The organism is Microcoleus sp. FACHB-SPT15 (genome assembly GCF_014849525.1).
Lineage (GTDB): Bacteria > Cyanobacteriota > Cyanobacteriia > Cyanobacteriales > Coleofasciculaceae > Symplocastrum > Symplocastrum torsivum.
This window is the reverse complement of sequence record NZ_JACJNU010000026.1, coordinates 1-12,791: the sequence shown is the minus strand read 5'-3', so window position 1 is coordinate 12,791 and position 12,791 is coordinate 1. Positions and strand designations below refer to the sequence as shown.

11 protein-coding genes, 1 tRNA gene, 1 pseudogene and 1 CRISPR repeat array are annotated in these 12,791 nt (G+C 44.7%); of the genes and pseudogenes, 6 read left to right on the top strand and 7 right to left on the bottom strand.

Features of this window, described 5'->3' with window-relative positions; all coding sequences use genetic code 11:
• Window positions 1–47 precede the first annotated feature (47 nt).
• Window positions 48–1,388, top strand: a complete 1,341-nt coding sequence (locus H6F98_RS08105; protein ID WP_192218162.1) for an NAD(P)/FAD-dependent oxidoreductase — start codon at window positions 48–50, stop codon at window positions 1,386–1,388.
• Window positions 1,389–1,486: 98 nt separating this feature from the next.
• Here H6F98_RS08105 and H6F98_RS08100 read toward each other — a convergent pair whose 3' ends face one another.
• Entirely contained in the window at window positions 1,487–1,669 is a 183-nt protein-coding gene (locus H6F98_RS08100) for a hypothetical protein (protein WP_192218161.1), read from the bottom strand.
• 18 nt (window positions 1,670–1,687) lie between these two features.
• Here H6F98_RS08100 and H6F98_RS08095 point away from each other — a divergent pair, with 18 nt between their 5' ends.
• A complete protein-coding gene (locus H6F98_RS08095) occupies window positions 1,688–3,517 on the top strand; it encodes a serine/threonine-protein kinase (protein WP_192218160.1) in 1,830 nt (609 codons plus the stop codon).
• A gap of 1,000 nt (window positions 3,518–4,517) precedes the next feature.
• Entirely contained in the window at window positions 4,518–4,913 is a 396-nt protein-coding gene (locus H6F98_RS08090) for a PPC domain-containing DNA-binding protein (protein WP_192218159.1), read from the top strand.
• A 48-nt stretch (window positions 4,914–4,961) separates the two neighbouring features.
• Here the strand turns inward: H6F98_RS08090 and H6F98_RS08085 are convergent, their stop codons facing one another.
• The gene (locus H6F98_RS08085) at window positions 4,962–5,873 is read right to left on the bottom strand and encodes a branched-chain amino acid transaminase (RefSeq protein WP_192218158.1); all 912 of its coding nucleotides are present in this window, start codon (window positions 5,871–5,873) and stop codon (window positions 4,962–4,964) included.
• 167 nt (window positions 5,874–6,040) lie between these two features.
• Complete coding sequence (locus H6F98_RS08080) at window positions 6,041–6,868, bottom strand: MOSC domain-containing protein (protein WP_192218157.1); 828 nt, start codon at window positions 6,866–6,868, stop codon at window positions 6,041–6,043.
• 430 nt (window positions 6,869–7,298) lie between these two features.
• Between H6F98_RS08080 and H6F98_RS08075 the strand changes: the two genes are divergently transcribed.
• Window positions 7,299–8,000, top strand: coding sequence for a DUF533 domain-containing protein (locus H6F98_RS08075; protein ID WP_192218156.1), 702 nt, complete (start codon window positions 7,299–7,301; stop codon window positions 7,998–8,000).
• A gap of 60 nt (window positions 8,001–8,060) precedes the next feature.
• Window positions 8,061–9,086 carry a GTPase ObgE gene (gene obgE / locus H6F98_RS08070; RefSeq protein WP_192218155.1) on the top strand — a complete coding sequence of 342 codons (1,026 nt, stop codon included), beginning with the start codon at window positions 8,061–8,063 and terminating at the stop codon, window positions 9,084–9,086.
• A 313-nt stretch (window positions 9,087–9,399) separates the two neighbouring features.
• A CRISPR array of direct repeats spans window positions 9,400–10,313; the repeat unit is 37 nt; unit sequence CTCTCAATTACCTTGAATCCCTATCAGGGATTGAAAC.
• Window positions 10,314–10,388: 75 nt separating this feature from the next.
• Here obgE and H6F98_RS08065 read toward each other — a convergent pair.
• The 4 genes from H6F98_RS08065 to H6F98_RS08050 form a co-directional block, all read right to left on the bottom strand.
• A tRNA-Glu gene (locus H6F98_RS08065) sits at window positions 10,389–10,461 on the bottom strand.
• 89 nt (window positions 10,462–10,550) lie between these two features.
• Entirely contained in the window at window positions 10,551–11,099 is a 549-nt protein-coding gene (locus tag H6F98_RS08060) for an NYN domain-containing protein (protein ID WP_192218154.1), read from the bottom strand.
• 305 nt (window positions 11,100–11,404) lie between these two features.
• Window positions 11,405–12,082 carry an energy-coupling factor ABC transporter ATP-binding protein gene (locus tag H6F98_RS08055; RefSeq protein ID WP_192218181.1) on the bottom strand — a complete coding sequence of 226 codons (678 nt, stop codon included), beginning with the start codon at window positions 12,080–12,082 and terminating at the stop codon, window positions 11,405–11,407.
• 20 nt (window positions 12,083–12,102) lie between these two features.
• Window positions 12,103–12,369: a hypothetical protein gene (locus H6F98_RS08050; RefSeq protein WP_192218153.1), complete on the bottom strand. Its 267-nt coding sequence runs from the start codon at window positions 12,367–12,369 to the stop codon at window positions 12,103–12,105.
• Window positions 12,370–12,679: 310 nt separating this feature from the next.
• On the opposite strand from H6F98_RS08050, the pseudogene H6F98_RS08045 reads away from it, so the two are divergent.
• A pseudogene (locus H6F98_RS08045) lies at window positions 12,680–12,791 on the top strand (photosystem II D2 protein (photosystem q(a) protein)); the annotation flags it as partial.

The window sequence follows — 12,791 nt, the reverse complement described above, 5'->3', positions numbered from 1 at the left end:
CTCAAATTAATTGTCTAAGCCGTTAAATCCATAGGGAAACAACCTTTATGCTAAGCGAAGCCAAAGACCAGTCTCCTCATCATGTTGTCATCGTTGGTGGCGGATTTGGTGGGCTTTATGCCGCAAAGGCTCTTGCCAAGGCACCTGTAAAGGTCACGCTAATTGATAAACGAAATTTTCACCTGTTTCAGCCCTTGCTTTATCAGGTTGCCACAGGTGGATTATCGGCGGGTGATATTTCCTCTCCTTTGCGGGCGGTATTAAGCCGTCAGAAAAATACAGAAGTGCTGATGGGGGAAGTGACGGAAATAGACCCTCAGCAGCAAACCGTCAAAGTACAAAACCGAGAACTCAATTACGACAGCCTCATCGTTGCGACAGGCGTTAGCCATCACTACTTTGGCAACGATCAATGGGCACCTAAGGCTCCTGGCTTGAAAACCGTAGAAGATGCCCTAGAAATGCGGCGGCGTATCTTTGTTGCGTTTGAAGCCGCAGAAAAAGAAACAGACCCAGAAAAGCGCCGTGCTTGGTTAACCTTTGTTTTAGTGGGAGGTGGCCCAACAGGAGTCGAATTAGCTGGGGCGATGGCAGAACTTGCCTACACCACCTTGAAGAACGACTTCCGCAACATCGACACATCGGAAGCCAAAATTCTACTGATAGAAGGCATGGATCGAGTTTTGCCGCCTTATCCACCTGAGCTGTCGGCAAAAGCTCAAGCCTCACTAGAGCGTTTGGGAGTTACGATACAAACCAAGGCTATGGTCACCAACATTGAAGATGATGTTGTGACTATCCGCAAAGGTGATGAGACTGAACAAATTGCGGCGCGAACTGTTTTGTGGGCGGCTGGCATGAAAGCTTCTGGGATGGGAGAGATAGTTTCCAAAGCCACGGGGGCCGAACTCGATCGCGCAGGGCGAGTGATAGTAGAACCAGACCTCAGTGTACCGAACCATCCAAATATTTTTGTCATTGGTGACTTGGCGAACTTCCCTCACCAAAATGACAAACCCTTACCCGGTGTTGCACCCGTTGCGATGCAAGAAGGGCAGTATGTCGCTCGTCTTATCAAGCAACGGTTCAAAGGAGAGACGCTACCTGCATTCCACTACAACGACTACGGCAGCTTAGCGGTAATTGGACGCAATGCGGCAGTTGTAGACCTAGGCTTTATCAAGTTTTCCGGCTTCCCGGCTTGGCTTGCCTGGATTTTTATTCACATCTTCTATTTAATTGAGTTTGACAACAAACTGCTTGTGCTGATTCAGTGGGGCTGGAACTACTTCACCCGTAAACGTGGGGCGCGTTTGATTACGAATCAAGATACCCCACCTCTGAGTGTTGAAGAAGAGAGCGACTATCGAACACCCGTTGAGGCGTAGCCGAGATTGCGGTAATTCAGTGAGAGGAAAGGAATAAATTGCTCCTTTTCTGCTTTGCCCTGCCCGAATCGTCCTGGTACAACAGAATTCAACTGGTATTAACCAATTGATAAGCGATCCCCCTCATCTTTTGAGGAAAGCGGTATCGTGGATAAATGCAACACATGGCTGTGCGATAGAATACGCGATCGCACATCTTGTGTCCGTTCCCGTTCTCCGAGCCAAGTCTTCTGGAGAAGCGGTAGAATTTCCTGAAGAATAGGGCAATTCGCCGAAGACATGCCTTCCTCCTCACACTCATGAGCAATTTTCCAGATTTATCCAGCCACGGTTTCAGGGTCGTTAGAGAGTTAGGTCACAATCGCGCTGGTGGGAGAGTGACCTATCTTGCTATTCCTCTGCCTTCAGCCTCCTCCCTGGCTAAGGGGAAAATGGGGGGGCAACCCATTGTTATTAAGCAATTTCAATTTGCAAAACGTGGCACTAATTGGTCAGACTACGATACCATCGAGCGCGAAATCCAAGTTTTGCGAGGACTAAATCATCCCGGTATCCCTCGCTACTTAGGGTCTTTTCAAACCTCACAAGGCTTTTGCCTAGTGCAGGAATATAAAAGGGCACCCTCTCTCGTCGTACCCCGCAGTTTTGACCCAGATGAAATTAAGCAAATTGCAGTTTCTTTGCTTTCCATTTTGGTTTACCTGCAAAATCGCATTCCTGCCATTAGTCATCGAGATCTCAAACCGGAGAATATCTTGGTGGATGACAAGATCAATGTTTTCCTCGTAGATTTCGGCTTGGCGAGGATTGGTGATAGTGAAGTGGCTGTAAGCAGCGTCGCCAAAGGCACAATCGGGTTTATGGCACCCGAACAGCTATTTAATCGGCAGTTGAGTGAGGCATCCGACCTCTATGGTTTAGGGGCAACCCTAATTTGCTTGCTAACTGGTACGCCATCTACAGCGATTAGTAACTTAATTGATGACGACTACCGAATCAACTTCAAGCATCTTGTTCCTAAGCTGAGTCTACGGTGGATTGAGTGGCTGCAAAAGATGGTTGAACTCAAACCAAAAGACCGTTTTCCTGATGCAGCAACGGCACTGGAAGCTCTCAAACCTATCTATGTTATCCGTACCCCAGAAGTTAAGCTCAATCAAACGAGCTTGGAATTTACCGCCAAAAAACTAGGTGAAAAGTTAAGTCAAACGATTACCATTACTAATTCGGTTCCGGATACGGTTCTGGAAAGTCGCTTAGAAGTTGCCTCGCATTTAAGTGACCCACCCCATACTCCTGACTTCCACAGATGGATTTGGCTGGAACAGTCTGAGTTTGTCGATAATAATGCACTGTGCAAAATCACGGTTGACACCAGTCGGTTGATGGCAAACAAGACTTTTGAGCGAGAGCTATTAATTCACAGCAATTCTCAACCAGGAACCCAGATTGTCAATATAAAAGTCAACACCGCTCCAGTGCCAATCGCTACGAAAAAAATGCCTTATTTTTCCCTGGCTTTACTGGTGTTTTTTGCGGCAGTGGCAACTTGGGTTGAAACCTCAGCTTGGGAGGGGATTGTCAACAAAAGTGGGACATTGGGAATGGCGATCGCAATTTTTGTGTCCGCCTTTGTTGCCTTGTTAGGAGTAATGGCAGCCGTCACTTCTAACTTTATCTCTAATGTTGTCGCTAAGATTAGATCCAGGTTTGGGCTACCGCTAAAAGCGCTGGATACTGTAGCCGCCGTATTTTTTGCTGGAGTCGCGGCAATGATGGTTACAGGGTTCGGGGCGAAATTTCGAGCCACAAATGCTGCGATCGCTGCCTTTGCTGCTGTTGATGCTGTGGTGTTTATGGCAGCCTTTGAGGGCGAAGGCGTTGCGGCAAGTTGCTTAAATCGAGGATTTAGTAAAACCTTGGCTTGCGGAGTGTCTATATTGTCAGGAGCTTTAGGAATTAGTTTAGGGATTGGGTTTAAATTAGGATTTTTCAATAATCTACCAGTCATGTCTGCTGTGTTAGGAACTAGCTTTCCCTTAGCAGCAATGCTTCTTTATCCCCCCCTAGAGCGTGCAAGGCGAATTGCTAATTACCGTAAGTTGGAAGGGCATTTAATTAAGCCGTAATTAGTTTAGTAGGGTGGGCAAGATTGCCCACCTTATTTTAATTAGGGCAAAGTGTTTAGATGTCTAGTAGCTTCTGAGACTGCTCTTAGACTAAGGCTGAGGAATTGAAGCTTTTGAAAATCACTGGCTTCCATGTTCTCTTTATTTAAAGTCTCAAGTATTCTGCTCTGGAGCTTGTCGATAATCTTATCTTGGTTCTCTAGCCGCTGGTTTCTTGACATTTCCACTTCTTACCAATGAGCTATAGCTGCTCTTCCGATAATAATATCTGTATTCAGATTAAGTTGTGGTCTATCAGGCAACTTTAAGGCAGATCTGTAACATCGCTGTGAAGACAACAGCTCTAAACCAGGTAGATTGCGATGAGGTAACGAAATCAAACGCTACAAGAGCTATGCGTTGGGTTATCTATCCTTCGGAAACGCGATCGCTTTACCCAACCACCTATGTCTTTCCAGTCATATAGCCATCAGCAGTCAGCTTTCAGCGGTCAGCTTTCGGTCAAAGCGGCTCTAGTTAAGAAACGCTCTTCTCCCCTTAATGTCCTAACATTCGTGGCTACTGCTATAACAACCTCTCTTACCTCTTGCCCATTTATCCCTCTTCTGTCACTCTCCGGTTTTTCCTATTATTAATATTTTCTACAAAGGAGGTGTATTAGGGAATACAGCGTTTGCCCATCTAATTTTGGCAATTTCCCTACTCGGATCAATTTCTATGAAGGAAAAAGTCTGCGATCGCCTACCATAGGTTAGTTCTAGACTTCAGCAATGGCAAAAGTTTTCGGAGAGTGACAGAAGAGGGTTATAGCGATTCTCGTATCAGTGAGGTACATCTTACTTTCTTGCCTATTCCCAATTCCCGAAAACCCAGAACCTTTTACCTCATCCAAAGGAGAACTGCTATATAACTGGTGAGTTATTTTACCTCAGTAGCACTATGTAGTGCAGAATATTTGTTCCAACAGATTGATAAGTCAGAGTTGGAGTAAGGATTGTCTATGAAGATTTTTCCAATTCGATTAAAACCTGAACAAGATTTAAAAGCCAGCCTGAAAACGTTCGTAGAACAAAATAATATCCAATCAGGCTTTATCCTTACTACCGTTGGTAGCCTCAAACAAGCAACCCTACGCTTTGCGAGTCAAGACGAAACTCAAGTATTTGAGGAAAGATTTGAGATAGTTTCCCTGGTTGGTACGCTTTCCACTCACGGACTTCATCTACATATTTCCCTATCTGATAAAAATGGTGAAACTATTGGCGGACATCTCGTAGACGGTTGCATTATCTATACAACCGCAGAGATAATTGTCGGCACTACTGAAGATTTCACATTTTTGAGAACAGTGGATACTGTTACTGGCTACAAGGAACTAGAAATTCAACCTAAATAGGCTAACACCCTAACCTCCTTCTCTACAAAGAAACGCGGAAGAGATGCTTTAAATAGATATTACATCTACCCAATCACTATATTGAGAATCTCGATTTTCGGTAATTGCTGTAATCTTTTCTCGAATTGATTCAGTTATTGGTCTAGTTTTGGGAAGTTCATAGTTCTCAACTTTTTTAACAGGAGTAACCTTAGCCGCTGTCCCACTCAAGAAAACTTCGTCAGCGATAAATAGTTCAGATTTATCAACAGGTCGTTCTAGGGTTTTAATTCCCAAATTTCTTGCAACAGTAATCACGCTATCCCTAGTAATGCCTTCTAGAATATCCTGGTCAAAACCCGGAGTAATTAGTTCTCCGTTTCTGACTATGAATATATTCATGCCAGAAGCTTCACTGACTTTACCTTGAGAATTGAGTAAAATCGCTTCGTCGAAACCAGATTCAAACGCTTCAGTTTTTGCTAAAGAAGAAGTAATATAAGCAGCGCTGATTTTCGCTCTGAGGGGCAAACTCCGGTCTTCTTGCCGATACCAAGAACTAATCCGGCAACTAATTCCTTCTGGAGGTAGATAATCGCCAATTTCTAAGCCGTAAACAAAAAAGTCTTTTTCAATGTTATGGAGTCTAGGGGAAATTCCTAAACCTGAGGTATAAATAAATGGTCTAATATAGAACGACGCTGTTGGCTTATTTTGCTCTACAAATTGAATGATAATTTGCTTAATTTTATCAGCTGGTAAATCGTAGTGAAGAAATTTAGCACTATTACTGAATCGTTGGCAATGTCGCTCTAATCTAAATAGTAGGACTTGCTGAGAATTCTCAGGGTTGGGGATACCACGTAATCCCCCAAGCGCTCCTGTCCCGTAGTGTAAGGCGTGGGTTGCAATAGAAACATTCGCTTCTGCAAAAGGTAAAAATTTATTTTGAAAATAAGCAATGGGTAGGAAATTATGCATTATTGAAATGAACTAATAAATTGAATAGGTTTAGCCTTATGAGTATAAGGGATTACCCAGATTAAAGAGCTAGTACAACTTTATCCAGTTTTACTAGAACAGTCCCAAAGATGAAATTGGCAGGATACGACTGCTACAGCAAGGTTTGGTGAGGATTAAGTCGAGAATTATGAGATTAATAATGATTCTGTGTTCAAGCTTTGAATTTCTACTGAATCTCCTACCTCGAGTGTTCCGAGTTGTGATGGAACTAAGTTTTGCCCAAACCAAACTTTTCTATCCCAGAGGCGATATTTAGCTAGCGTGACTAATGGTTCTTTTCCTCGAATTCCTTGCGTTTGATCAATTGTGGTTACCACACAGCGATCGCATCCCTTAACGACATGAAATAGAATCGAACCAATGCGGATTTGTCGCCAAGTATCTTCAGCAAACGCCTCACAACCAGAAACGACCAAATTGGGACGGAAGCGATTCATTGGGACAGGCTCATCCAATCGCTCATTTAAATCTTGGAGCGATGCTTCAGACGTTAGTAAAAATGGAAACGCATCAGCAAAACTCACTAGCTCATTTTGCATCGAATAATGAGAACTGACTAGTCGGTGCGAGCGTTCTGGCATGAACACCAACTGACAGGAGGTTCCTAGAAACTCACTAAACCACTGATTAACTTCTGCTGTCAGAGAGATTGCCTCACAGACATCATTCCACACTTGGACAAAAATGGTATCGCCACTATCAAGGGATGTTGGGATAGCAATACTTCCATGATTAGGAGCCTCAACAATTAACTGATTTCCTTCTAGGCGTACACCAATCAACGCCATACGAGGAAACTTACGCTGTGTCATGAACTTTCCCGTTTCATCAACTAACATCCAGCGTCTATCGTATTGAAAGCCACGGTTCTCAACCTGAGCCGTTTCTAAGGAAATGCCCCTCGCCGATTTAATGGGGTAAATGTATATTCCACTCAATTTGATTTGAGCCATGTTAAGCAAAAAATTAAATAGGATTAGTCTTAATTAATATAAAGGATTCCTTCAGTTGCGACCTGATACAACTTGAATAAGTTTAACTAAAACAGTTATGAGAATGAGGTTCAGATTCTCGCCTTCATGAATCATTTAGAACGGCTATAGCAGAAAACCGTCAGCTATCAGGCATCAGCTTTGTTGTTTTCCTGAGTAGTAGCGCTTGTTTCACAACCTTATAGCTGTAGCCAGTAGGGGTAGCACCCCAGCTTTGAGCAGAATTTTTCGCCAGCACTCGTTAAAATCACAAAGAGGAACAGCCCGAACTTCGATGAAGTCACGAAACGATTAGGTGTGCAAGTTGTCTAGTCTCCTACGTTACAACTAGGAGAGACAGAGCCAAAAATAGCTCTTAAAATAGCGTCCGTAGATTTAATGAAAGCGAGTTATGACGAGTGTAATTCAATCTCCTTACGCAGAAGAACAAATAACCGCATGGCTGCGGGGTTTATTCACGGTTGCTTGGGCAGACGGTCATTTTGACCCAGAAGAACAAGAGATACTTACCCAAATCGCGCAAGAAGAACTAGCTCCTTCAAAGGATTTGTCCTCGCTTGATGAACCCATCTCGGCGGAGGAACTTGCGGCGGCTTTGGGTAATGACTCGGCAAGGGCAGAGAATTTCTTGAGAACGGCTGTGATGGTAGCGCTAGCAGACGGTGTGTACTCAACCACGGAAGCGGATGTTCTACATGAGTTCTGTGAAGCACTGGGGTTGAAGGTGGAGGCGCTAGAATCACTGCGGCTGACGCTTTATGACAGCAAAGTCACTACGGCAGCTAACCCAATAGCTGAATTAGCTCAGGAACCAGGAACGTCTCCTCACCCCCATTCGGATGTTCTGCACCCAGTGCGGGAGTGGCTAGATGGCATGGAAATTCATGACCCACGGTTAGCACGATTTATGTGCAAAATGATTCCAGCTCAATGTCCCTTCGAGCGGGATGTCAAGCTATTTGGACACAAAATCGTCCACATCCCGCCACTGTGTAAGATTAATCCCCTCTATGAGCAGTTAGTCGGCTTGCGTTTTAGGGCTTTATCCTATCTGGCAGATGAGAAGGGTGAGGATATCTCAGACTATTGTTAGGTAATCAGTGGTTAGTCGCTGACAACTAACTATCAATAACTAACAACTAACAACTAAACAATGCAATTTATTGACCAAGCGGAAATTGAAGTAGAAGCAGGCAAGGGTGGCGATGGCATTGTCGCATTTCGGAGGGAGAAGTATGTGCCTGCGGGTGGCCCTGCGGGTGGTAATGGGGGACGTGGTGGTGATGTTATCTTAGTCGCCGACCAAAACCTACAAACCTTGCTGGACTTCAGATATGCCCATCACTTCCAAGGTGAGAACGGTGGGCGCGGAGGGCCGAATAATCGGACAGGTGCAGATGGAGGCGATCGCATTATTGAAGTTCCTTGTGGTACGGTCATCTATGATGCTCATACGGATGAAATCGTGGGCGATTTGGTGGAACCGGGGCAAAGGCTTTGTGTCGCCAAAGGTGGAAAGGGAGGTTTGGGAAACAAGTACTTCCTGAGTAATCGCAATCGGGCGCCAGAGTATGCTTTACCGGGACTTGAAGGCGAGAAACGCACTTTACGCATGGAGTTGAAGCTACTGGCAGAAGTGGGGATTATTGGTTTACCGAATGCTGGTAAATCTACCTTGATTTCGTCTCTTTCTGCTGCCCGACCAAAGGTAGCCGACTATCCCTTTACGACACTGATTCCAAATTTGGGTGTTGTGCGTAAGCCAAATGGTGACGGTACAGTTTTTGCAGATATTCCTGGACTAATCGCTGGGGCGCATCAGGGGACAGGTCTGGGTCACGATTTTCTGCGTCATATTGAGCGCACACGCTTGTTGCTACACCTGATTGATGCGACGGCTGATGATGCGATCGCTAATTATCAAATTATTCAAGAGGAGTTACACGCTTATGGGCGTGGCTTACCAGAACGTCCTCAAATTCTTGCTCTCAACAAGGTGGATGCTGTTGACAAAGAAACTGTAGATGCTATTGCAACTCAACTAAGCCAGCTAACTCAGGTGCCAGTGTTTCAGATTTCAGCGGCTACTCGCCTTGGATTAGACCCACTCTTACAAAAAATCTGGCAATCTCTCGACCAGCTAGCCTCTATTGAAGTGCCGACTCTAACTGGACTTTGACATTCTCTAGATTGGGATAGGGTGTGAGGAAAAGCAATTTTCCTGATTTGTTTGGACAATTGCTCGTAGGTGTTTATCTTGCTGAATGCGCGAAGGGGTAGGTGTTTTTGAGAACTTACTCTAAGAATCGACTGGATTCTTGATGAGACAACGGTTTGAAGCTATCACCCGCATAGAGGGATTCGCGCACCATAGCAGGTAAGGGTTTCAGCAATTTTCATTCTTGACAAGAAGCAAGTTTTTGGAGATGATTGGAACATTCGCGCAAACGAACCTTGAATACTTCATACAGTCAGCCTTTCAGGTTGCCGCTCTCTCAATTACCTTGAATCCCTATCAGGGATTGAAACCTCAAACTAAGTACGGCACTAAAGAGTTGGTCTATGCTCTCAATTACCTTGAATCCCTATCAGGGATTGAAACTTGAGAGAAGGCAGCCGCAGTAATGCCTGAATCACTTAAAGACTCTCAATTACCTTGAATCCCTATCAGGGATTGAAACCTGAATCATGGAATCGTACCAACTGCCGAGAGTCTTTCCTCTCAATTACCTTGAATCCCTATCAGGGATTGAAACCTTGAAGTCCAGCAATTACGCGAGGTTAGAGATTCTCTCAATTACCTTGAATCCCTATCAGGGATTGAAACCTCACTTAATCCCCCGCTGAGGTATGGCAAAGCATCCCAGCTCTCAATTACCTTGAATCCCTATCAGGGATTGAAACTTTACATCAATGGCGGCAGTTATTTACAAGTCTAACTCTCAATTACCTTGAATCCCTATCAGGGATTGAAACCCTCCACAGTAAGGCGAGTTTGGATAGCGATCGCAACTCTCAATTACCTTGAATCCCTATCAGGGATTGAAACAGAACCCGCCAGTGCTACAGGTAGCCTGATGGCTCCTCTCAATTACCTTGAATCCCTATCAGGGATTGAAACTTTATGCGATTGATATGACGGCTGGATTACTATTTCTCTCAATTACCTTGAATCCCTATCAGGGATTGAAACTCGCAAAGAGTGCAATGCGATCGCAGACCCCAGCTCTCAATTACCTTGAATCCCTATCAGGGATTGAAACCGAGTTTTGCGTATGCGATCGCGTATGAAGTCAGCTCTCAATTACCTTGAATCCCTATCAGGGATTGAAACAAAGTGAATCAACTCAGGCACATGGGGAGGAAATTCTCTCAATTACCTTGAATCCCTATCAGACACAGAAAATAGGGGTTAGGAAGCTTCTCTTACTGCGAAGTACTAGCATCCAACCCCGGCTGATTCAATTCAGTTAATTTTTGATACCCCCAAGGGAATTCGAATCCCTGTCGCCTCCGTGAAAGGGAGGTGTCCTAGGCCTCTAGACGATGGGGGCTTGTTTTCACACCTTTATAAGATTAGTAGGTATTTCAGTATCTGTCAACTACCTGCTGAACTCAACTTAGCACCCGCACTTTCCACAACTCACTTAATCCCCTTACGCCATTGGGCTAACCGTTGTTGAGCCTCGGCATCTAAGGAATTGAATAAAAAACGACCCTGAGACTGTTTCTGGGGTCGCTGTCGGCGACGAGTTCGACGCGCCGTAAATTCAACATCACTTGCCAACTGCTGAGACGACATCCATTCTGCCCCGTACCCTACCACCGTAAGTTGCTGCGCTCGATCTGAAGTCGCAACGATTAATCGCTGGGTTAGCCGACTAATATTGAATCGGAAGGAAGCACAGAACTTCTCGATGTAGGTATCTGCCGTCTGTCCAAAATCTGTATAGCAAATTGATAAATGAGTTGTTAAGACTTCAGAGTAAATGGGTGTATTTTGAGCATGAGCATCAAAAACAACCTGAGTTTTATAGCCTTGAAAGGCACTGTAATTGATTAAAGCTTCAACTAACTCTTGGCGAGCTGCTTCTAAGCCATCGCAATCACGGGTCTTTTTCAAACAAGACCAAGCTCCGATGACGTTATAGCCATCAACTAGTAAAACAGCCTGTGGTGAGGAACGGGGCATTCTTCAAGGCCAATATGTTGCTGTAGGATTTTGTCAGTAACCTAATATTAACAATAGTTTACAGAAATCAGTTTAGAGAAATCTGTGTTGAAATCTCCTTCCCAATCGGGAGTATGACTTTAAAACGATGATGGATCTGTTCACGGTTAACTGTTAAGCGTTAACAGTCAACCCATAAAGGGAATAAACCTTCTGCCTTCTGCGATAAGAACCCAAGCCCTAGTTGACGAAAGCTGTACAAAAAAAAGGAGACTGGAGGTACGTCTTCTCCAATCCCCATCAATTAACGTTCAATCAGAAACTACTCAAATTGCAACATTTGCTTCTTGCATCAGTCGTTGCTTGAGGCGTTCCGGGTCACCCTGATCAACAACTTGACCTTGTTCCAACAGAAAAGCGCCGTCACAATAATTCAGTTCATCCAAGCGGTGCGTGACCCATAACGCTGTCAACTCACGACTTTTGACAAGGTTTCGCACTTGCGCGACTAAATCCAGTTGAGTATCTGGATCAAGCAAAGCTGTGGGTTCATCTAAAAGTATGACCTCGCACTGACGTGCGATCGCACCTGCGATCGCAATTCGCTGCTTCTGCCCACCACTTAGGGCATAAATCGGGCGTCGCTGCAAATCTAGCAACTTGACTGCCGCTAGCGCCTCTCTCACCCGCGCATTCACCTGAGCAATAGAAAGCTTTTCCTCCACCAGACCAAAAGCCACATCTGCACCGACTGTAGGCATGACTAGCTGATGATCGGGATTTTGAAAGACAAAGCCTACTCCTGACGAAATCTGAATTTCACCGGACTGAGGCTGCAATAGCCCTGCTAACAATCTCAGTAACGTTGATTTTCCACTTCCATTGGTACCCAGGAGCATCCAAAACTCGCCTTTGGGAACATCCAAAGAGCAAGATTGTAAAACGGTTGCTCCATGAGGCCAACTGAAGCAAAGATCTCGCACATGAATTGCCGCTTGGCTCATGGCGTTAGTTGCTGTTGTATTCATTCAGCCAGAGCAAAGAATCCTGGAGTACGCCCTGCTCCGGCGGCACCAGATTTCTGAGAAATTACGACGGCAGTAATTTGATCGCTAAAAACACCAACTTTCTTTTCCGGTTGGTGGTCACATTTCAGTTCCAAAATCTGAGGAGTATCAGAGCGCATCGCTTTGATAATTTCCTGGTAAGTTGCTTCTGCCTCTTCTGCTGACTTGCGTTGCACAGACAGCGGCATAGGTGTGTACTTTAAAGTCAGGTCAATAGTGAACATGCGGTGTCAAGCGGCAAATATTCCGTACATATACTTTCTTTATTATCTTAGACACGCGCCAACACAATTATGAGAGCGGGAAGGCAGTACGGCTTACTACATAGCACTTGGAAGTCATCACAGGTAGGCTTTTTAACATAGCTCATCTAAATAGAGTGGAAATCTTAGAGACTTTCACATAAGATATTGAGTACAGTAAAGAAAAGTAAATTTTACTCATAACCGAGCCATAATCTGCTTAATCAAAGCAGCGTTATATGTAGGTTAAGAGCTTTTCTTTGGTACTCATAAATTCTTGGAGATCTTCGTTATGACAATCGCAGTCGGACGTGCGCCAAGTAGTCGAGGATGGTTTGACGTCGTCGATGACTGGCTAAAGCGCGATCGCTTCGTCTTCGTCGGCTGGTCAGGGCTACTACTAT